Origin of the sequence: Xanthomonas sp. NCPPB 3583 (genome assembly GCF_041475715.2) — a bacterium.
Taxonomy (GTDB): Bacteria; Pseudomonadota; Gammaproteobacteria; order Xanthomonadales; family Xanthomonadaceae; genus Xanthomonas; species Xanthomonas euvesicatoria.
The window spans coordinates 218180-239321 of the sequence record NZ_CM191263.1; the positions used below are offsets into that span (position 1 = coordinate 218180).

General features: G+C 67.4%; 19 protein-coding genes. 17 read left to right on the top strand and 2 right to left on the bottom strand.

Translation table 11 applies throughout. The features are described from left to right. Positions 1-614: 614 nt before the first annotated feature. The 12 genes from ACCQ07_RS00910 (at position 615) to ACCQ07_RS00965 (ending at position 12629) form a co-directional block, all read left to right on the top strand. Positions 615-1532 carry an AEC family transporter gene (locus ACCQ07_RS00910; protein ID WP_008571532.1) on the top strand — a complete coding sequence of 306 codons (918 nt, stop codon included), beginning with the start codon at positions 615-617 and terminating at the stop codon, positions 1530-1532. A gap of 323 nt (positions 1533-1855) precedes the next feature. Beyond that, the gene (locus ACCQ07_RS00915) at positions 1856-2488 is read left to right on the top strand and encodes a ParA family protein (RefSeq protein WP_011345909.1); all 633 of its coding nucleotides are present in this window, start codon (positions 1856-1858) and stop codon (positions 2486-2488) included. Positions 2489-2503: 15 nt separating this feature from the next. Continuing rightward, positions 2504-2980, top strand: coding sequence for a SixA phosphatase family protein (locus tag ACCQ07_RS00920; protein ID WP_003488452.1), 477 nt, complete (start codon positions 2504-2506; stop codon positions 2978-2980). Between the two features lie 3 nt (positions 2981-2983). Further along, positions 2984-3556: a YceI family protein gene (locus ACCQ07_RS00925; protein WP_008571534.1), complete on the top strand. Its 573-nt coding sequence runs from the start codon at positions 2984-2986 to the stop codon at positions 3554-3556. Continuing rightward, positions 3553-5571 carry a phospholipase D-like domain-containing protein gene (locus ACCQ07_RS00930; protein ID WP_277574399.1) on the top strand — a complete coding sequence of 673 codons (2019 nt, stop codon included), beginning with the start codon at positions 3553-3555 and terminating at the stop codon, positions 5569-5571. The genes ACCQ07_RS00925 and ACCQ07_RS00930 overlap by 4 nt, the downstream gene beginning before the upstream one ends. Positions 5572-5861: 290 nt before the next feature. Beyond that, a complete protein-coding gene (locus tag ACCQ07_RS00935; protein ID WP_011345912.1) occupies positions 5862-6290 on the top strand; it encodes a hotdog fold thioesterase in 429 nt (142 codons plus the stop codon). A gap of 21 nt (positions 6291-6311) precedes the next feature. After that, positions 6312-7211 (top strand): lysophospholipid acyltransferase family protein, encoded by a 900-nt coding sequence (locus ACCQ07_RS00940; RefSeq protein ID WP_014088993.1) that lies wholly within the window; start codon positions 6312-6314, stop codon positions 7209-7211. Between the two features lie 59 nt (positions 7212-7270). Continuing rightward, entirely contained in the window at positions 7271-8260 is a 990-nt protein-coding gene (locus ACCQ07_RS00945; protein ID WP_029818227.1) for a YheT family hydrolase, read from the top strand. A gap of 20 nt (positions 8261-8280) precedes the next feature. Then, on the top strand, positions 8281-8514 hold the full coding sequence (locus ACCQ07_RS00950) for a hypothetical protein (RefSeq protein WP_277575180.1): 234 nt from the start codon (positions 8281-8283) through the stop codon (positions 8512-8514). 150 nt (positions 8515-8664) lie between these two features. Continuing rightward, positions 8665-10737 (top strand): tetratricopeptide repeat protein, encoded by a 2073-nt coding sequence (locus ACCQ07_RS00955; RefSeq protein WP_136733408.1) that lies wholly within the window; start codon positions 8665-8667, stop codon positions 10735-10737. Positions 10738-10927: 190 nt separating this feature from the next. Next, complete coding sequence (locus ACCQ07_RS00960; protein ID WP_057681300.1) at positions 10928-11539, top strand: YbhB/YbcL family Raf kinase inhibitor-like protein; 612 nt, start codon at positions 10928-10930, stop codon at positions 11537-11539. Between the two features lie 79 nt (positions 11540-11618). Next, on the top strand, positions 11619-12629 hold the full coding sequence (locus tag ACCQ07_RS00965; RefSeq protein WP_184422441.1) for a zinc-dependent alcohol dehydrogenase family protein: 1011 nt from the start codon (positions 11619-11621) through the stop codon (positions 12627-12629). A gap of 55 nt (positions 12630-12684) precedes the next feature. Here ACCQ07_RS00965 and ACCQ07_RS00970 read toward each other — a convergent pair whose 3' ends face one another. Together ACCQ07_RS00970 and ACCQ07_RS00975 are read right to left on the bottom strand one after the other, a co-directional pair. After that, the gene (locus ACCQ07_RS00970) at positions 12685-13500 is read right to left on the bottom strand and encodes an META domain-containing protein (RefSeq protein WP_372363700.1); all 816 of its coding nucleotides are present in this window, start codon (positions 13498-13500) and stop codon (positions 12685-12687) included. A gap of 240 nt (positions 13501-13740) precedes the next feature. Beyond that, a complete protein-coding gene (locus ACCQ07_RS00975; RefSeq protein ID WP_109290530.1) occupies positions 13741-14538 on the bottom strand; it encodes an undecaprenyl-diphosphate phosphatase in 798 nt (265 codons plus the stop codon). 221 nt (positions 14539-14759) lie between these two features. On the opposite strand from ACCQ07_RS00975, the gene glnA reads away from it, so the two are divergent. From glnA to ntrC, 5 genes are all read left to right on the top strand, one after another. Next, positions 14760-16169, top strand: coding sequence for a type I glutamate--ammonia ligase (glnA, locus tag ACCQ07_RS00980; RefSeq protein WP_003488480.1), 1410 nt, complete (start codon positions 14760-14762; stop codon positions 16167-16169). Positions 16170-16442: 273 nt separating this feature from the next. Then, a complete protein-coding gene (locus ACCQ07_RS00985; RefSeq protein ID WP_002808480.1) occupies positions 16443-16781 on the top strand; it encodes a P-II family nitrogen regulator in 339 nt (112 codons plus the stop codon). Between the two features lie 22 nt (positions 16782-16803). Then, positions 16804-18246 carry an ammonium transporter gene (locus tag ACCQ07_RS00990; protein WP_029818235.1) on the top strand — a complete coding sequence of 481 codons (1443 nt, stop codon included), beginning with the start codon at positions 16804-16806 and terminating at the stop codon, positions 18244-18246. 264 nt (positions 18247-18510) lie between these two features. After that, positions 18511-19566 (top strand): two-component system sensor histidine kinase NtrB, encoded by a 1056-nt coding sequence (locus tag ACCQ07_RS00995; RefSeq protein ID WP_008571546.1) that lies wholly within the window; start codon positions 18511-18513, stop codon positions 19564-19566. Further along, positions 19559-20986 carry a nitrogen regulation protein NR(I) gene (gene ntrC / locus ACCQ07_RS01000; protein ID WP_008571547.1) on the top strand — a complete coding sequence of 476 codons (1428 nt, stop codon included), beginning with the start codon at positions 19559-19561 and terminating at the stop codon, positions 20984-20986. Before ACCQ07_RS00995 ends, ntrC begins: the two co-directional genes overlap by 8 nt. Positions 20987-21142 lie beyond the last annotated feature (156 nt).

Here is a 21142-nt window from a genome sequence, read left to right on the forward strand (position 1 = left end):
AGGTCGATGCGGGAGAGCAACGCGTTGGTCTGTGGCGTGGCTGCGGGGCCCTTGTCCGCCCACCATCGCAGGACACGCTGCAAGTACGTCTTTGTAGGCGCTTGCGCGGCAGCCGTGCCGCGTAAGGTCCCGCGACGGCGGGCGCAAGGACCAGTTGAGATGGTCGATGCGCAGAGCTAAGACAGCAGCAGGTCGCCTGGCTGGCGCGGCGTCCTCGCTCCTTCAATCGAGTCACCAACGAACTGTCTGATGCGCTGTGCTTGCCGATCGCGGGACCGTTGGCGGCATGGATCCCGCCATCGAGCCTCCACGGACGGGTTCACGGCGTGTCGCGCACTCGGCGCTGCAAGCTTGCTCCACGGCCTGGTCCGCCCACCATCGCGGAACACGGTGCAAGGACGTGTTTGACCAACGCATTGTCCGGAGCGGCGAGGGCGCCGCGTGTTCGATACGCTGGCTTCCGCATAGGGAAACGATGCGGTCGTGGCAGCTCCGCGGTGACCGGAGCTCGGGTGGCGTGCACCTTGCACCCCAGCCAGGCCAACGCATCCACCGATGCGCGCACCGCGCGCTATGCGATCCTGTGCATCGCTTTCCAACGGACACGATCGCGCATGGCGGTAGATGCATTTGCCTTGATTCTGGCCATGTTGGGGCTGGGCCTGCTGTTCGCCCGCCTGCGGGTGTTGCCGGACAACAGCGCCGATGTGCTCAACCGCATCGTGCTGTACATCTGCCTGCCGGCGTCGGTGCTGACCTATGTCCCGCGCCTGCATCTGGATGCGTCGCTCGGTGGGGTGATTGCCACGCCATGGCTGCTGACCGCCATCATCGTGCCGTTGCTGTGGGGTTGCAGCCGCCTGTTGCGCTTGGGCCGCGCCGAATACGCCGCGCTGCTGATGTGTGTGGTGTTTACCAATTCAAGCTTCATCGGCTTTCCGATGGTGCGCGCGCTGATCGGCGATCACGCGCTGCCGTATGCAGTGGTCTACGACCAGTTCGGCACCTTCGTGTTGCTGTCCACGTTCGGGCTGTATGTGCTGGCCCGGTACAGCGGCGATACCCCGCCGACCGCACGGCTGATCGCGATGCGCGTGCTGCAGTTCCCGCCGTTGTGGGCGCTGCTGTTCGCCTTGACCCTGATGCCCGAGCAACCGCCGGCCTGGATTGGCTCGGGCCTGAAGAATCTGGCCGATGCGATGTTGCCGCTGGTGATGCTGTCGGTGGGCTTTTCGCTGCAGCTGCGCCTGCCTGCCGACGAACTCAAGCCCTTGGCTGTGGGCCTGGTGTTCAAGCTGCTGCTGATGCCGGTCCTGGCCCTGCCGTTGTCCTGGGGGCTGGGCCTGCATGGGCAGATGCTGCAGACCAACGTGCTCGAATCGGCCATGCCCACCATGATCACCGCCGCCGCGCTGGCCATTTCGCACCGGCTGGCCCCGCGCCTGGCTGCAGCGATGGTCGGCTACAGCATCCTGCTGTCGTTGCTGACGCTGCCTGCGTGGGCCTGGCTGCTGGCGCGGCTGGTGGCGTGAAGCCGTAACGCTTGCAGCAGCCAGAGCGCGCTGGCGCCGCAGGCACACGCTTGCGCTTGTTCGGGCTGTGATACGCCAACACCTGCAACATCGGCGCCATGCTGCATTGCGACGCCGCGGCTGAGCGATACGCGTGGACGATCTTGCGCCGTGCCAGGCTTCCATCGTTGCCACGCACAGCTGCGGCGCAAGGCCTTGCGCGCATCGGCTGAAGGTCTGCGCTGTCGCTGCCTGTCCCGCAGCAGTGCGTTTAACGCGTTTCGACTACTTCCTCACCTTGCCGCGGTGTACGCTGCCGGCTTGCTCCCGGAAGCGAGGCGTGCATGAAGACAGTCCTGGTGGCCGCCTCCAAAGGCGGCGTCGGCAAGACCACGATCGCCACCAATCTGGCCGCACATGCGGCGTTGCAAGGCCAGCGCACCGTGCTGGCAGATGCCGATCCGCAAGGCTCGTCCACCCGCTGGGCAGAGCGCCGCGCCAGCCTGGAAAGTGCGGTCTTGCCGATCGACGCCACCAAGCGCCGCAGCTGGCAGAGCGCCGTGCCGGACGGCACCGATGCCCTGATCGTCGATGCGCCGGCCGGTGCCATGGCCGACGACCTGAGCGGATTTCTCGACCACGTCGATGCCATCGTGGTACCGGTGTTGTCCTCGGCGCTGGATATCGAAGCGGTGGTCGGCTTTCTCAACACGCTGGCCAAGGTGCCGCGCGTGCATCAGCGCAAACTGCCGGTGGGCCTGGTGCTCAATCGTGCCCGTCCCTGGACCCAGACCTCGCAACAGGCCGCCGACATGATCGGCAACTGGCCGTATCCGCTGGTGACCCAACTGCGCGACACCCAGGCCTATGTGGTGATGGCCGGGCTGGGACGCAGCTTGTTCGACTACCGCTCGGCGCAGGTGCGCGACCATCAACAGGACTGGGAGCCGCTGTTCAAGTGGCTCAAGAAGTCCTAGAACCGGAAAGTTCCTATGCGCGAATTGATCTTGTTGCGACATGCCCACGCCGAACCGGCCGATACCGGCCAGGCCGATTTCGATCGCCCGCTGTCGCCGCACGGCATCGCCGAGGCCGAGGCGGCCGGGCGTTGGCTGCGCGAGCAGCGGCTGGTGCCCGACCGGGTGCTGTGCTCCCCGGCCCGCCGCGCCCGCGAAACCCTGGAGGCGGTGCTCGAGCTCACCGGCTACATCGAACAACGGCTGGACGAACGCATCTATGAGGCCACGCCCGGCACCCTGGCCAGCCTGGTGGACGAACATCGCGAGGCCGAGCGCCTGCTGCTGGTGGGCCACAACCCTGGCCTGGAACGGCTGGCAGCGCTGATGCACAGCGGCCAGACCGGCGATTACCGCGGCATGCCCACCGCCTCGATCGCGTTGCTGGCCTTGCCGCTGGACGCCACCATCGAGCCGGGCATCGCCCGCCTGACCGCCTTCTGGTGGCCCTGATCCGTGTCATCGTCGCTGCGCTGGTACGCCTGGCTCGCGCTCTGGGTCGTGTTCCCCTGCATGGCGCAGCAGAAGGTGCAGTCCATCGACCCGGCGCAATCGCGCTTCGGGTTCGAGATCAAGACGCGCTTCGGAATGAAGATCGAGGGGTTTTTCCCGCGTTTTCGCGGTGACGTGGTGACCTTGGCCGACGGGCGTCAGCAGGTGCGCTTCCGGCTGGACGCCACTCAGGTGGAGATCCCCGGCAAGGACCGCTACACCAGCTGGATGCGCGGGGAAGATTTTTTCGACGTTGCGCAGTACCCGGTCGTCGAATTCGAGTCGCTACCGTATGTCGACGAAGTGGTGAAGCAGGGGGGCGACATCGTCGGCAACCTGACCATCCGCGGAATCACCCATCTGGAAACGCTGCATGTGGTGCCGGCCGAATGCACGCGGCCGGGCTATGATTGCGACGTGATCAGTCGAGGGACGGTCCTGCGTGGACGTTACGGAATGAATGCGTGGCAGATGGCCCTGGGCGACAGGGTGACGTTCATTCTGCGTGGGCGCCTGCAGGAGGCGCGGCGCCCGTGAAGTACCTGTTGAGGGTGTGCGTGCTGGCAACGTTGTTGCTCGGCACCGGATGCGCCAGCCTGTCACAAACCGAACGCAACCTTGCCGCCGGTGTCGCTGCCGCGGCACGCAGCACTGTAGTCAATTGCAGCCAGGCCGATCGCTGTGCGCAACCCTCGCCATTGCGCGCGCTGGGCGGGGAGGCGATGACCGCCTCCACACCGGCGGCGCCGCGGCATTACGCCACCATCGTCGACCACGGCGAAGAATCGCTGGTGGCCCGGCTCAACCTGATCCGCAGCGCCACCCGCAGCATCGATCTGCAGACCTACATCTTCGACAAGGACGACAGCGCGCGCATGGTGCTGGACGCACTGGTGGACGCCGCCCAACGCGGGGTCAAGGTGCGCATCCTGATCGATCAGTTGTCGGCGATCGCCGATCTGCAGATTCTCGGTGCGCTGGCCAGCAGTCATGAAAACCTGCAGCTGCGCATCTACAACCCCACCTTCGGCAAGGTCAAACTCAATTACTTCGACTATGCCGGCAGCGTGCTGTGTTGCTTCCGCCGCTTCAACCAGCGCATGCACAACAAGCTGCTGGTGGTGGACGACGTGCTGGGCGTGGTCGGTGGGCGCAATTACCAGGACGACTATTACGACTGGGACAGCGAGTACAACTTCCGCGACCGTGACGTGATTCTGGCCGGGCCGGAAGTGCGCGCCATGGCCGCCAATTTCGATGCGTTCTGGCGCGCCCGGCGCAGCGTCCCGGCCGAGCGTCTGAACGATGTCGGGCGCCTGCTGCTGGAGCAGGGCGTGCCGACGATGCCGCCGGCCGAGTTCCGCCGGCCCGACCGGGTGGCGCGGGTGGACCGCGAAGTGCGCGACCCGCAATTCGTGCGCGACGCTTTCGTGACCCCGGCCATGCCGGTGCAGCGTGTGCTGTACGTGGCCGATCTGCCGCAAAAGCACCGCCGGGAACATGCGGCCAAGGCGGTGTCCACGGCGCCGGAACTGGATGGCCTGATTGCCGGCGCGCAGCAGGAAGTGCTGCTGCAGACCCCGTACCTGGTGTTGTCCGACCAGGCGCAGGCGATCTTCCGCACGTTGCGCAAACACCCGCAGCCGCCGCGCATCGTGGTGTCGACCAATAGCCTGGCCGCCACCGACAACCCCATCGTGTATGCGCTCTCGTACAAGTTCAAACGCCGCAACATGCGCGAGCTGGGCTTCAACGTGTACGAGTTCAAGCCGTTTCCGCTCGACGCCCCGGTGGATTACGCCAACCTGGTGCCGGACCCGCTCAACCCCGCTTCCGGGGTCAATCAGGACAGCCGCAACAATCGCCTGATCGGCGGCAGCGCTGCGGGCAATGCGATGCGCGGCAGCAGCGGCCCGGAAGGCAACGCCAGCGCGAGCGCCGGCAGCGTGCTGCGTGGCAGTGGCGGCGGCCGTGCGCCGGGCGGGAGCGAGGTCGATCGGCGCGTGTTGCGTACCGAAACGCGGCCCTCGTTCCTGGGCACGCGCGCGGTCAACAAGCCGCTGCCGGTGACCCGCGCCGGTGCGCGCATGGGCTTGCACGCCAAGTCGTTGGTGGTGGATCGCCGCATCGGCGTGATCGGTACGCACAACTTCGACCCGCGCAGCGAGAACTACAACACCGAAGCGGCCGTGGTGATCGACGATGCGCGCTTTGCGCAGGCGTTGGCTGCCAGCATCGAACGCGACATCGCCCCGGAAAATGCCTGGACGGTGGCGCCGCGCGAAAAGCCGCCGGTGCTGAGCGGGTTGAACTACAGCGTGGGCAAGGTCTCCGAAGCCTTGCCGGTGCTGGACTTCTGGCCATGGCGCTACGCCACCAACTACGAGTTCCAGCCCGGCCCGGATTGCCCGTTCCCGCTCAAGCGGCAGGACCCGCAGTTCCGCCAGTGCTATGTGGCGGTGGGCGATTTTCCGGAGGTCAATGTCGGCCCGAAGTGGCTGCTGGTGCGCATGCTGACCGCCTTCGGCGCCGGGCTGGTACCGATTCTCTGATCGGCTGGCGTGCCGCGCGGGTCGCAGCAGCCGGTGCCCGCGGTGCAGCGCGTTGTGGTTGGATGCACGCAGTTGGCTGCGGATCGGCCCCTGGACGCCGGAAATCGCCGAAGCGGCTGCAGTTGTCACGGGCGAGGGTCGCGTAGTGCATTGGTGCCACCGACGAATGCGGTCAGGTGACGGCAGCACTGCCCAGTTGCATCGCGTCCCAGGCGCCGGGATGCTCTAGCGCTTCCCGCTCCCCATTCCCCATTCCCCATTTCCCATTCCCCATTCCCCATTCCCAGCCCATGACCTTCCGCGAACCCGTCGATTTAGCCGCCCTCAATGCCGCCAGCCGCGATACCTTGATCGAGCATCTGGGCATCGTCTTTACCGAAGCCGGTGACGATTGGCTGCGCGCCACCATGCCGGTGGATGCGCGCACCAGGCAGCCCTACGGCCTGCTGCACGGTGGCGCCTCGGTGGTGCTGGCCGAAACGCTGGGCAGCAGCGCCGGCAACCTGTGCGTGGATATGTCGACCCAGATCTGCGTGGGGCTGGAGATCAATGCCAATCACCTGCGCGCCGCCACCCAGGGGCTGGTGACCGGCACTGCACGGGCGGTACATGTGGGGCGTAGCACGCATGTCTGGGACATCACCATCGAAAACCCGGCCGGCAAACGCGTCTGTGTGTCGCGATTGACCCTGGCGGTGGTCGCGCGCAGCAATGGCTGAGCTCGCCCGGCAGCGGCATGCATGGAACAGCGTCATCCGCTGCCGGCACTGCGCGGCGGCCACGCTGCTGTCACAATGGTTGCGCTTCCTTCCCCCGTTACCGGTTCCGTTCGTCGAATGAGCGAGTCATCCCTGGACGCCACGCGCGACGCTGGCGGCGCGTTGCGTTGGTTCCGGTACCTCTACCGGGTGCCACTGTTGTTGCTGCATCTGTGTCTCGGCCTGCCGGTCACCATGCTGTGCGTGGTGGTGCCGGCGCTGGCGCAGATCCGGATCGGGCACGACGACACCCTGGAGGAGCGGATGATCCGCTGGTGGCAGGGCACCTTGATGCGGGTGTTCGGCTTCCGGCTGCGCCGCTTCGGGACGCCGCTACCGGGCGCGACCCTGTTCGTGGCCAACCACGTCAGCTGGGTGGATATCTCCATCCTGCACAGCCAGCGCGTGATGGGGTTTGTGGCCAAGCGCGAAATCGCCGGCTGGCCGCTGGTGGGCTGGCTGGCAACCAAGGGCCAGACCATCTTCCACCAGCGCGGCAATACCGAATCGCTGGGCGGGGTGCTGCAGGAAATGCTGCTGCGCCTGCAAAGCGGCAAGCCGGTGGGGGTGTTCCCGGAAGGACGTACCCGTGGCGGTACCGAAGTGGGCCCGTTCCATGCGCGCATCTTCCAGGCGGCGGTGGAAGCCGGGGTGCCGGTACAGCCGGTGGCGCTGCGGTACGGGCTGCGCGGCAACGCGCAGGCGGTGGTGGCCTTCGGTGAGCGCGAGAGTTTCTTCGCCAATATCGTGCGCCTGCTGGGCGAACCGTCGCGGCTGGCCGAAGTGCATTTTCTCGAGCCGATTCGCGCGCTGGACATCGAAGGCCGCCGTCGCATGGCCGAGACCTCGCGCCAACGGATCGTCGCAGCGATGGAATCCTAGCCGACGATGCGCACGCGCCTCTCCCCTGCGGCCAGCCGCAACGCCGGTGCGATGCGCGCATGAACGCCTCCGATTACTTGCCGCCGCGCTGGCTGCGCAATCCCCACGTGCAATCGGTGCTGGGCAGCAGCGCCTTGCGGCGCATCCGTAGCCGCCAGTTGCTGGCCGCCAGCGGTGCGGTCACCAGCGAACATATCCTCGATGGCGGCGACGGTGTGCGCCTGCAGGGTTGGATGAGCATCCCGCCCGGCGATGCGCCACCGCGCGGCACCGTGCTGTTGCTGCATGGCTGGGAGGGCAGCGCCGATTCCAACTACATGCGCCTGACCGCCGCGCGCCTGCTCGGTCTGGGCTACCAGGTGTTCCGGCTGAACTTCCGCGACCACGGCGGTACCCACCATCTCAATGTAGACCTGTTCCACTCCGACCGCATCGAAGAAGTGGTCAATGCCGCAGGCGATCTGTGGCGGCGTTTTCCTGCGCCGCAGTTGCTGGCTGCAGGGTATTCGCTGGGCGGGAATTTCGCGCTGCGGCTGGCGCTGCGTGCGCCCGCCGCCGGCCTGCCGCTGGCGCGCGTGGCGGCGGTGTGCCCGTTGCTGGACCCGGCCGCCACCATGACCCAGCTGGAGAAGGGCCCGCAGTTCTACGACTGGTACTTCCGCCGTAAATGGCGCGAATCGCTGCTGCGCAAGCGCAAGCTGTTCCCCGAGCAGCACGGGTACGACGACGCCACCCTGGCGCTGGACATGCGCGGGCTGATGGCCTGGCTGGCGGTGAAGCACACCGGACACGGCTCGCTGGAAGCGTATTTCGACAGCTACTCGATTGCCGGCCAACGCCTGGCCAACCTGCAGGTGCCGGTCGACATCCTGATGGCCGAAGACGACCCGGTGATTCCGTTCGCCGATTTCGCCGCCTGGCAGTTGCCGGCGCATGCAAAGCTGGAAATCGCACGCTGGGGCGGGCATTGCGGCTTTCTGGAAAACGCCCGCGGCGACGGCTTTGCCGAACGCTGGGTGGCCGAGCGGCTGGCGTCAGCGCGCGAATGACGCCGACACGACATCCGTCCATGGATGCAGTGATCGCCGTTTTGCCAGTGGTCGTCGGTTGCGTGAGGGTCTACTTCAGCGCGATCAGCCTCTACACCCGGCCGCAGACCGGGCAGATCCTGTTCCGCTCCCGCGCAGGATCGGTTTCCGTCGGCGCCCATGCTGCGCTCTGGCATCTGGGCCAGTTGATGTTTGGGGCGCTCTGCGTGGCCTGCGGCGCGAGCGTGCTGCGTCGGACGTCGGCAAGCGTTTGAACCTCTGGCCGGCGCGAACGATCGATGTGGGTTCGCACCGCCGATAACGCCCACCCTGCACACGGCGGCAGGCAGCAGCGTGCGTCGCCCATGCAAGCCGCCGCAGCGCGCATCGTTACAATAGCGGTTTGTCCGGGACCCGCCACCGCCATGCAAGACGCCATCCTTCAAGCCCTGCGCCGCAATGCGGCCGACGATGCGGTGGCGCTGGCCCGCGAGTGGGTCACCAACGCGCCCGATCACGCCGGTGCCCACCGCTGGCTGGCGCTTGCGCTGCAGCAGCAAGGGCAGCCGGTGCTGGCGCTGGACAGCATCGATACCGCGCTGGCGCTGACGCCCGAAGATGCCGACCTGCACTTGCTGCGCGCCGGCGCATTGCTGGCCACGCGCGATCTGTCCGCCGCCGATGCCGCGCTGTCGCGCAGTACCGCGCTGGATCCCAACCAGTTCAATGCCTACGTGATGCAGGCGCATCTGGCGGTGGCACGCGGCGATCTGGACGAGGCCGAGCGGCTGAGCCGCACCGCTGCGCGCCTGGCGCCGGAACACCCGCAATTGCTGGCGGTCGATGGCGTGGTGGAAATGCGCCGCGGCCACAGCGACCGCGCGCTGGCGCTGTTGACCCGCGCTGCCGAGCAGCTGCCCGACGATGCCCGCGTGCTGTTTTCGCTGGGTTTTGCGTATCTGCAGAAGGAGCATTTTGCGTTCGCCGAGCGCGCCTTCGAGCGCGTGATCGAGCTCAATCCGCCGGGCACTGCGCTGCGCGCCTTCATTGCGCAACTGGCCCAACGCCAGGGCCGCCTGGACGATGCACTGGCGGCGATGCAGGGCGTGCTCGAGCAGCCCGGCGGCGATCTGCCGGCCATGCGCCGGCTGGCCGGCGAGATGGAGCTGCAGGCCGGTCGTCCCGATCAGGCCGCCGCGCACCTGCGCCTGGCACTGGCGCACTGGCCGGCCGACCGCCGCACGTTGCACGCGCTGCTCACCGCCTGGGAGCGGCTGGGCGCGGTGGACGATGCGCGCGACACCCTGGATGCGGCACTGGCCACCTCGGCCACGGCACACGACCTGTGGCTGGCGCGCCTGGCAGTGGAGCCGGTCGGTGGGCCGCAGGCGCAGGCGGTGATCGAGCGCTGGCTGCTGGCCATGCCCGAACACCTGCCGGCGCTGGAAGCGCTGATGCGCGTGCACGACATGCAGGGCCAGGCCGACGAGGCGGAAATGGTGGCGCGCCAGATCGTGGCGGTGGAGCCGGGCCGCATCAGCGGCGAGCAGCGCATCGTCGAAGCCTTGCTGCAACGCGACCCGCCGGCGGCGATCGCCTGCGTCGAATCGTTGATCGAGTCGCTGCCTGCACCGCAGCAGACCGTGCTGCGGCCATGGCTGGGCAATGTGCAGGACCGCGCCGGCCAGCCCGATGCCGCCGTGGGTACCTGGATGCAGTTCCACCGCGAACAGGCCCAGCATCGGTTGCCGCTGCCGCCGCAGGCAGCCAGGCAGCCGACGCAGTGGCCTGCGCTGGGCAGCATTCCCGACACGGTCACCGCACGCCCGCTGTTCGTGTGGGGCACGCCCGGCTCGCATGTCGAACGCCTGGTCGCGGTGATGGGCGCGGCCACCCCACTGGTGCGTGGCGACCGCTATGGCACCACGCCGCCATCGGATGCGCTGCAGAGCTACCGCACCCTCGAACAGTTGGCCTCTGGCGAATTGGCACCGATGGCGTTGGTGGAAGGCTGGAAGGCGCAACTGCCGCGCCGCGGCATCGACGATGGCAATGTCATCGACTGGTTGCTGTGGTGGGACAACACCTTGCTGACCGCGCTGCGCCCGCATCTGCCCGAGGGCCGGCTGGCGATCGCGTTGCGCGACCCGCGCGACATGTTGCTGGACTGGCTCTCGGCCGGGGCGTCGGCGCCGCTGGCACTGCAATCGCCGCAGCAGGCCACCGACTGGTTGCTGATCGCGCTGGAACAGCTGGCCACGCTGCACGAGCGCGACCTGTACCCCCACCGCATCATCCGGCTGGACGGGATCGAAAACGACCCGCAGGGTATTTCGACGGCCCTGGAGCAGGCGTTCGGGCTGAGCTTCCCGCTGGTCGAACCGCGTGGCCCGGCACGGTTGGCCTCTGGCCGCTGGCGCGATTACCGCGGCGTGCTCGGCGCGCAGTTCGATCTGCTCACGCTGATCGCGGTGCGCTTCGGCTACCCGCAGGACTGAGGCGCCATCAACGCGGTCGCGCCCACGGCAGTTGGGCGTGGCCGCAGTCGCTTCGTCGCATCGTGTGCAGGCGCGGTACGTACGCGGCGGTAAACCCGGCCGAGCGCATCAGAAGGTTCCATCGCGACGTCTTCCGCTGTGGCGCGGACCCAGGCACCCTGATCCGTATCGCTTCCCTCGGAGACCCGCCATGCGTCTGACCAGCAACAGCATCGAAAACGGCAAGCCCATCGCGGTGGAATTTGCCGCTGGCACGCCGGAGGGCTTTGCGCCCAACCGCAATCCGCACCTGGCCTGGAGCGAGGTGCCGGCCGGTACACAGTCGTTTGCGCTGCTGTGCCTGGACCCGGACGTGCCGACCGTGCCCGACACCGTCGGCCGTGACGACCTGCAGATTCCCGTCGAGCAGCCACGCACCGATTTCGTGCATTGGGCCATGGCCGATATCCCCGCCGATGTGCATGAGATTGCGGCGGGCAGCTGCAGCGACGGCTTCGTGGTCAAGGGCAAGCAGCAGCCAGCCGGCCCGGCCGGTGCCCGGCAGGGCTTGAATTCCTACACCCAGTGGTTCGCCGGCAATGCCGACATGGCCGGCCACTACCGTGGCTACGACGGCCCGTACCCGCCGTTCAACGACCTGCGCGTGCACCGGTATTTCTTCCGCGTGTTCGCGCTGGACGTGGCCAAACTCAGCCTGCCCGACAGCTTTACCGCCGCCGATGTGCTGTCGGCGATGCAGGGGCATGTGCTGGCCGAAGCGGCGTTGCACGGCACCTACACGTTGAACCCGTCGCTGCGCTGAGTGATCGCGCCGATGGCGTCGATCGCCCATCGCTTGACGCCAGCCACGTCCGGCCGGCGTCGCAGCACAGGTAATCCCCTTGAAAGCATTCCAGATTGGCAATCAAACCGGCCTTGACAGCCTGGTCGCGGTCCAGATGCCTGAGCCGGTCGCAGGGCCAGGTGAGGTCATCGTCGCTCCGCGGCTGGTCGGCCTGATCAACCGCGACCTGCAGATCCTGAAAGGCACCTACGGCGGCAAGCTTGCGCCTACGCGCGTTCCGGTTGCCGAGGGCGTGGGCATCGTGACCTCCGTCGGTGCCGGTGTCAGCCAGGTCGCGCCAGGCGACCGCGTCGTCAGCGGGCACTTTCCCACCTGGCTGGAGGGCAGGTTCGATGCCGAGATGTTCGCCCACGACCTGGGCGTGACCCACGACGGCTGGCTGGCCGAAAAGGTGTCGCTGCCTGCCAGTGCCCTGATCAAGGTGCCTGCGTCGCTGGAGGACGAGGATGTCGCGGCGCTGGCATCGGCCGCGGTGACCGCCTGGAACGCCCTGGTGGACGTGGCCAGGATCAAGGCCGGCGACCTGGTGCTGTGTCTGGGAACAGGTGGCGTCTCGATGGCCGCGCTCCAGCTGGCCAAGCTGCACGGGGCCCGCGTCGCCATCACCTCGTCCAGCGACGACAAGCTCGAGCTCGCACGCCGCCTGGGCGCCGACATCACCGTCAACTACCGCACCCACCCCGACTGGGCCGAGGCAGTCGTGCAGCTGTCCGGCGGTGGCGCGGACGTCATCATCGAGACCGGCGGGCAGGACACCTTGGGGCAGTCGATCAAGGCCGCGGCGGCGAACGCGACCATCGTGGTGATCGGCGTCACCCCCGGGGCGTCTTCGCCCATTCCCGATTACGTGGCGTTGATCCGCAAGAACGTGACCATTCGCGGGATCGCCAACGGCAGCCGGGCGATGTTCGTGGACCTGCTGCGGGCGATCGAGCAGCACCGCATCAAGACCCTGCACAGCAAGACGTTCCGGTTCGATGAGGCGCCCCAGGCCTTGGACTATTTCGCCAAGGCGCAACACGTGGGCAAGGTGCTCATCCGGCTGTGATGCGGGGCGGCGTCGCAGCGTGCCACGCCGTTGCCGGCCCCCTACTGCGGCTGCGCTAGCTGCCGGCTTCGATCATCTGGTCGAGCACGTAGACCGGTTTGGCGTCAGGCGCGCTGCCGGCCGGGTAGCGGGTCACGCGCAGCAGCGTGCGGATGCCCTCTTCATGGTCGAAACCCTCGATCGTGCCGTCGTAGGGATGCCACGACGTGGCGGCCGCTGTAGCGGCGGCCGCGCCCTGCTCGTGCTCGCGCACTTGCAGGCAGCGGCGCGCAGGGTCCAAAACGCAGGGCACGGTCTCTGCGGCCACCTCGATCAACAGCGTCTGCCCCGGCCCACCATACCGGGTGTCCGCGGTGGGCGTACCGCCGAAGATCAGCACGGTGCCGTCGCTGCGGGTCAGGGTCAGGCCAGGCACGGCTGCCGCGTTGTCCATGACCACTGCAAAGCGCCCGGACAACAGGTCGCTGGCCGCGCGTTCCTGCGCCATCCGGCGTGCATCGGCGCACATCCGCTTGCTCGAGACCACCCGGCCAATCTGCACGTGCGCCTGGGCCACGCTGTAGTTGGCGCCCAGCGCGTTGCAGGTCTGGCTGACCTGGATGCGCTGATCGTCGAAGTCCAGTTGCACCGGCGACACGCCGTCGACGAACAGGCTGCGCAAGGCCGTGCCATGCGCATCGCTGGCCTGCTGCAAGTGCCAGTGCTGCGCACGCAGGGCAGCGCGCAACGGGACATTGTCCGTGTCGGGGGGAGCGGTGACCGGTGCCCGCGCAGCAGCGTGGCCGGAGCCGGGTGGGTCCGGCGATGCACCCGACCCGCAGGACGTCACGCCCGCCGCCAGCAATGCAGGGGCGAAGAACACGGCACGCATGCGCAGCTCCCGGTGGTCGATGCGTCAGTGATACCGCCAGCGTGCGCCCGGGGCAATGACCGGCGTCACGACGTGGACGCATCAGAGCCGCCAACCAAGCGACTGCGTCCGATATCCGGCGGGGCGGCGGTTGCCCGCAATCGGCTGGCAGCGCGCGGACGCGGCAGTGCCCAGCGCATTTGTGTGCGCCCGGCCTGCACGTCGCAGCCATCACGACGTGCAGGCCGGGGCGGTGGAATGTCAGCCCGCCGCCGCCGGCAGCCACAGCAGCAGGGCGGCGCCCAGCAGCATGCGATACACCGCAAACACCGTGAAACGGTGCTTCTTGATATAGCCCAGCAGCCACTTCACCACCACAAAGCCGGTGATGGTCGCCGCCACGAAGGCCACCGCCACGTCGGTCCAGTTTTCGGTGCCGAAACCGCCTTCCTTGTACATCTCCAGCAGCGCGTAGCCGCTGGCCGCAAACATGGTCGGAATGCCCACCATGAACACGAAATCCGCCGCTGCCGAGCGCTTGCTCAGGCCCAGCAGCATCGCGATGAAGATCGTCGAGGCCGAGCGCGACGTACCGGGAAAAACACCGGCCACGACCTGCGCCAGGCCTACGGCGATGGCCACCTTCCAGGTCACCATATCGCGCTCGGGCAGCTTGCCGGCGAAGTGTTCGGCCACCAGCATCCATACCCCGCCGATCAGCAACGCCCAGGCGACCGGTTGGAGCGTTTCGGGCAATTGCCAGCCGGCCTTGCGCACGATCAGCCCGACCACCGCGGTGACCAGGAAGGCGACGCCGACCTTGAGCACGTAGTCGCGGTTGGCGCGCTCGCCCAGGCCGGTGGCCAGGCTCCACAGGCGCTGCCGCAGCGCCAGGCAGATGGCCAGGATCGCGCCGGCCTGGATGACGATATTGAAGAAGTCAGAACGGCGTCCGAGCCATTGTTCGGCGATCAACAGGTGGCCGGTGCTGGAGATCGGCAGGAATTCGGTGAGGCCTTCGAGAATGCCCAACAACAGGGCGGAAATCAGATCGGACATCGGACTGGGCAGGGGTGAGGGAAGCGCCAGGATAGTGCATTGCGGCATGCACCATATCGGTGCGTTCTAGTTTGCGCTTTGCACTTTTACGGTGCGATGCTGGCGGTACAGTCGCGAGCGATGTAAGCAAAATCAAGGGCTTGTGAAGCGCACAGGCTTGGCACGGTCCCTGCTGTGGTACCGCCCACGAGCCACTTAACTCCTGCCTGAGGTTTCTTCCGATGTCCGTGGAAAATGTTGAAAAGCTGATCAAGGACAACAAGGTCGAGTTCGTCGACCTGCGCTTCGTCGATATGCGTGGTGTACAGCAGCACATCACCTTTCCGGTCAATATCATCGAGCCGGCGCTGTTTGAAGAAGGCAAGATGTTCGACGGCAGTTCGATCGCGGGCTGGAAGGGCATCAACGAGTCGGACATGGTGTTGCTGCCGGACGCGGGCACCGCGTATCTGGATCCGTTCTTCGCCGATCCGACCATCGTGCTGACCTGCGACATCCTCGACCCGGCCACCATGCAGAGCTATGAGCGCGACCCGCGCGGCATCGCCAAGCGCGCCGAGGCCTACCTGAAGTCCTCCGGCACCGCAGACCAGGCGTTCTTCGGCCCGGAGCCGGAATTCTTCATCTTCGATTCGGTGCGCTTTGCCAACGACATGGGCCACACCTTCTTCCAGGTGGGTTCGGAAGAGGCGGCCTGGAACACCGGCGAAAAGTACGACGGCGGCAACAGCGGTTACCGCCCGGGCGTGAAGGGCGGCTACTTCCCGGTTCCGCCGACCGACAGCCTGCACGACCTGCGCGCGGAAATGATCAAGACGCTGGAACAGGTCGGCATCGAAACCGAGGTGCACCACCACGAAGTGGCCACCGCCGGCCAGTGCGAGATCGGCACCAAGTTCAGCTCGCTGGTGCAGAAGGCCGACGAACTGCTGACGATGAAGTACATCATCAAGAACGTCGCCTACCGCAACGGCAAGACCGCCACCTTCATGCCCAAGCCCATCGTGGGCGACAACGGCTCGGGCATGCACGTGCACCAGTCGCTGGCCAAGGGCGGCGTCAACCTGTTCACCGGCGACGGCTACGGCGGCCTGTCGCAGCTGGCGCTGTGGTACATCGGCGGCATCTTCAAGCATGCCCGCGCGATCAACGCCTTCGCCAACTCCGGCACCAACAGCTACAAGCGCCTGGTTCCGGGCTTCGAGGCGCCGGTGATGCTGGCCTATTCGGCGCGTAACCGTTCGGCCTCGTGCCGCATTCCGTGGGTCACCAACCCGAAGGCGCGCCGCATCGAAATGCGCTTCCCCGATCCGTTGCAGTCCGGCTACCTGACCTTCACCGCGCTGATGATGGCCGGCCTGGACGGCATCAAGAACCAGATCGACCCGGGCGCCCCGAGCGACAAGGACCTGTACGACCTGCCGCCGGAAGAAGAGAAGCTGATCCCGCAGGTGTGCTCCAGCCTGGACCAGGCCCTGGAAGCGCTGGACAAGGACCGCGAGTTCCTCAAGGCCGGCGGCGTGATGAGCGACGACTTCATCGACGGCTATATCGCGCTGAAGATGCAGGAAGTCACCAAGTTCCGTGCTGCGACCCACCCGTTGGAGTACCAGCTGTACTACGGCAACTGAGTTCCACCGCGGTGATGGCGGAGGCCCCCCTCCCACCTCCGCCATCGCCGCACATGTTCGATCGATCCAGGGCCCCGGCCGTGGATCGCAGGGGTAACGAGAGAGCACATCGTTCGCGGCGCGCGGGCCTGACCTCTCCCACGAGGCGGATGCATGGCATCTGCTGGGGTCCGCGCAATCGCGAACGATCGGATGCCGGGGTGGCATCCAGGTGACTGACACCGCCGGGCGGCGCAATGCCGGCCGGTTCTTTCCACCATTCGGGGTATGCGCATGAAATTGATCACCGCCATCATCCGGCCGTTCAAGCTCGACGAGGTCCGCGAGGCCTTGTCTGCAGCAGGCGTGTCGGGCATCACCGTGACCGAGGTCAAGGGCTTCGGGCGCCAGAAAGGCCACACCGAGCTGTACCGCGGCGCCGAGTACGTCGTCGACTTCCTGCCCAAGATCAAGATCGAAACGGTGGTCACCGACGACCGTCTGGACGCGGTGGTCGAAGCGATCCAGAACGCCGCCGGCACCGGCAAGATCGGCGACGGCAAGATCTTCGTGACCGCGATCGAGCAGGTGGTGCGCATCCGCACCGGCGAGATCGGCGCCGATGCGCTCTGACCCCACCAGCCCCGGAGTTCGTATGAAGACAGCTCTTTTTGCCGGGTGGAAAGCCCGGTTCTACAGCGTGTGCATGCTGATGCTGTTCAGCGCGCTGATGGTGGGCGGCATGGGCAGCGCGCAGGCGCAGTCCGGTGCGCAGGTCACCCCGTTGCCGACCGAGCCGGTCACCACCGAACCGCTGCCGTCGGCGCAGCCGGCCGCCCCGCCGGCCGCCGCCGCCGAAGCCGCACCGGTGGTGGAAAAGGGCGATGTCGCCTGGATGCTGACCTCCACCTTGCTGGTGCTGCTGATGGTGGTGCCGGGCCTGGCGCTGTTCTACGGCGGCATGGTGCGCGCCAAGAACGTGTTGTCGGTACTGATCCAGGTGGCGGTGGTGTTCTCGCTGCTGACCGTCCTGTGGGTGCTGTACGGCTATAGCCTGGCGTTCTCCGGCGAAGGCGCGTGGATCGGCAATCTGGACAAGGCGCTGCTCAAGGGCGTCACCATCGAAACCCTGGCGGCGACCTTCACCAAGGGCGTGAGCCTGCCGGAATACGTGTTCGTCGCGTTCCAGGCGACCTTTGCCGGCATCACCGGCGCGCTGATCGTCGGCGCCTTCGCCGAACGCGCCAAGTTCGCTGCGGTGCTGCTGTTCTCGGTGATCTGGTTCACCTTCGGCTACCTGCCGCTGGCGCACATGGTCTGGGCCACCGGCGGGTACCTGTTCGGGTTGGGCGCGCTGGATTTCGCCGGTGGCACGGTCGTGCATATCAATGCCGGCGTTGCCGGCCTGGTCGGCGCCTACTTCGTCGGCAAGCGTGCCGGGCTGGGGCGTGAGGCGATCAAGCCGCACAACGTGACCCTGACCTTCGTCGGCGCCTCGCTGCTGTGGGTGGGCTGGTTCGGCTTCAACGCCGGTTCCAACCTGGAAGCCAATGCCGGTGCGGCGCTGGCCTTCCTCAACACCTTGCTGGCCACCGCCGCCGCCATCCTGGGCTGGTCGCTGACCGAGAAGATCATCAAGGGCAAGTCGTCCGCCCTGGGCGTGGCCTCGGGCATGGTGGCCGGCCTGGTCGGCATCACTCCGGCTTGCGGCACCGTGGGTCCGTTCGGCGCGATCGTCATTGGTCTTGCCGCCGGCGTGCTGTGCGTCTGGGGCGTCACCGGCCTGAAGCGCCTGCTGGGCGCCGACGACAGCCTGGACGTGTTCGGCGTGCATGGCCTGGGCGGCATCATCGGTGCCATCCTCACCGGCGTGTTCTCGGCGGCCTCGCTGGGCGGCCAGAAGGGTGGCGATTACGACATCGTCCACCAGGTCGGCATCCAGGCGCTGGGCGTCGGGATCACGGTTGGCTGGATCGGCGTGGTGTCGGTGGTGGGCTTTCTGGTCGCCAAGCTGGTGTTCGGCCTGCGCGTCAGCGAAGAAGCCGAGCGCGAGGGCCTGGACATCACCTCACATGGTGAAGCTGCGTACGAGTCCTGAGCATGCACACCCGCGGCCGCGCTGCCGCGGGTGGCGCCCTGACCCGGCCGGGACCGCCCAGCCGGGTCCGTTTTCCCCCGCCGCCCATTGGGCGCGGAACCACTGCCGAGGTGCCTGCATGACCAGCCCCACGCCCGTGACTGCCGGCGCGGATGCACGCTGGATCGGTGCGACCCGCCGCCGTCCGGCCTCCATGGTGTCTCCGTGCGCTTCGCTTTGCGCGACATCGATGCATGGCGCTGCGCTTTGCACTAAATTGGTGCAATGGTGACGTCCTCTTCCATGCCATCACTGGACAGCCTGGGCACACCGGTCGCCTGGGCCGACCGCGAGGGCCGCGTGCTGGGCGTCAACCCGGCGTTCGCGCGCTGGCTCGGGGTCAGTGCACGGCGGTTGGTCGAACAGCCCCTGGCCGCGCTGGAAGTGCAGGGCGACGCGTTGGCGCGCTTTCTGCTCAACGACGAACGTGACGTCTTGCGCCTGCACCGGCTGGCGCTGGGCCTGCCCAACGATGCGCCGCGTTTTGCCGAAGGCTGGCTGTCGCGGCTGGACGATGGCGGCTGGCTGCTGGAAACCCACCCGGTCGACGAATTTCCCGCGCTCGATCCCACCCACGCCCTGCCCAATGCCTTGAGCGCTGCGCTGAAAGGGTTGGCGCACGAGCTGCGTAACCCGCTGGCCGGGCTCAAGGGCGCCGCGCAGCTGCTGGCGCGCCGCGCGGCCGGGCGCGACGAAGACGAGCGCGAGCTGATCGAGCTGATCGGCACCGAGATCGAGCGCCTCAACACCCTGCTCGAACGGCTGCTCTCGCCCACCCCGGCGCGCCCGCACGACCGCCTCAACATCCATGTCGTGCTCGAACGCGTGCTACGCCTGGCCGAAGCTGAAGGCGGCTGGTCGGTGCAGGTGCAGCGCGACTACGACCCCAGCATTCCCGACATTCTGGGCGATGGCGACCGCCTGACCCAGGCGGTGTGGAACCTGGTGCGCAACGCCTTCCAGGCCGGCGCCACACGCGTGACGCTGCGCACCCGCGTGGAGCATGGCCAGCGCATCCGCGACCGCGTGCATGCGATGTCGCTGCGGCTGGAAATCATCGACGACGGCGGCGGCGTGCCGGAAGAACTGGCCGAGCACCTGTTTCTGCCACTGGTCAGTGGCCGTGCCGAAGGCAGCGGTCTGGGCCTGGCGCTGGCCCAGCAGGTTTCGCGCGAGCACCACGGCACGCTGACCTATCGCTCGCGTCCGGGCCATACCGTTTTCACCCTGCTGCTGCCCGAGCTGGCCGGCGATCACGACAAGGAGCAACCGCATGGCTGAGGCCGCCGCCGTATCCCATATCTGGGTGGTCGACGACGACCGGTCGGTCCGTTTCGTGCTGTCCACCGCCTTGCGCGATGCCGGCTATGCCGTAGACGGCTTCGACAGCGCCGCCGCCGCGCTGCAGGCGCTCGCCATGCGGCCCACGCCGGATTTGCTGTTCACCGACGTGCGCATGCCCGGCGAAGACGGCCTGACCCTGCTCGACAAACTCAAATCCAAACACCCGCACTTGCCGGTGATCGTGATGTCGGCCTATACCGACGTTGCCAGCACCGCCGGCGCCTTCCGCGGCGGCGCGCACGAGTTCCTGTCCAAGCCGTTCGACCTGGACGACGCGGTGGCACTGGCCGCACGCGCGCTGCCGGACGCCGATGCCGGCGTCGAAGAAATCGTCGCCACGCGGCTGGCCGAGGGCTCGGCTTCGCTGATCGGCGACACGCCCGCGATGCAGGCCTTGTTCCGCGCGATCGGGCGCCTGGCGCAGGCGCCGCTGTCGGTGCTGATCAATGGCGAAACCGGTACCGGCAAGGAGCTGGTCGCGCGCGCGCTGCACAACGAATCGCCGCGCGCGCGCAAACCCTTCGTCGCGCTCAACACCGCCGCCATCCCGGCCGAACTGCTGGAAAGCGAATTGTTCGGCCACGAAACCGGCGCCTTTACCGGGGCGACCAAACGGCATATCGGCCGCTTCGAACAGGCCGATGGCGGCACGCTGTTTCTGGACGAAATCGGCGACATGCCGTTGCCGCTGCAGACCCGCCTGCTGCGCGTGTTGGCAGAGAACGAATTCTTCCGCGTCGGTGGGCGCGAATTGATCCGCGTCGATGTACGCGTGATTGCCGCCACCCACCAGGACCTGGAAGCGCTGGTCGAACAAGGCCGCTTCCGCGCCGATCTGCTGCACCGCCTGGATGTGGTGCGCCTGCAGTTGCCGCCACTGCGCGAACGGCGCGGCGACATCGCGCAACTGGCCGAAAATTTCCTGGCCATGGCCGGGCGCAAACTCGACATGCTGCCCAAGCGGCTCTCGTCGGCCGCGCTGGAAGACCTGCGCCAGTACGACTGGCCCGGCAACGTGCGCGAACTGGAAAACGTGTGCTGGCGCCTGGCGGCGCTGGCGACCTCGGACATCATCGACGTGGTCGACGTGGACGCCGCATTGGCGCGCGGCGGCCGGCGTCACCGCAGCGGCCGCAGCGACGGGCAGTGGGACGACATGCTTTCCAGCTGGGCCGCGCAACGCCTGAGCGAAGGTGCCCAGGGCCTGCACGCCGAAGCGCGCGAGCGCCTGGACAGGACCTTGCTCGAAGCGGCCCTGCAACTCACCCAGGGCCGCCGCGCCGAAGCTGCTGCCCGCCTGGGACTGGGCCGCAACACGGTCACCCGCAAACTCGGCCCGGGGCGCAAACGCCGCTGATCTGGGTCCAACGCCCCTCGCCAATGGGGACGGGGTTGGGGCGAGGGTGCCTGCCGATGAAAGCGCGAGTGCCCGCGCACCTATCCAGCGATGCCTTGATCGAGCCGAGGCCGCCCGACAGTGCCCGCGGCAAGCATTGATCAGTGGTACGCCGCC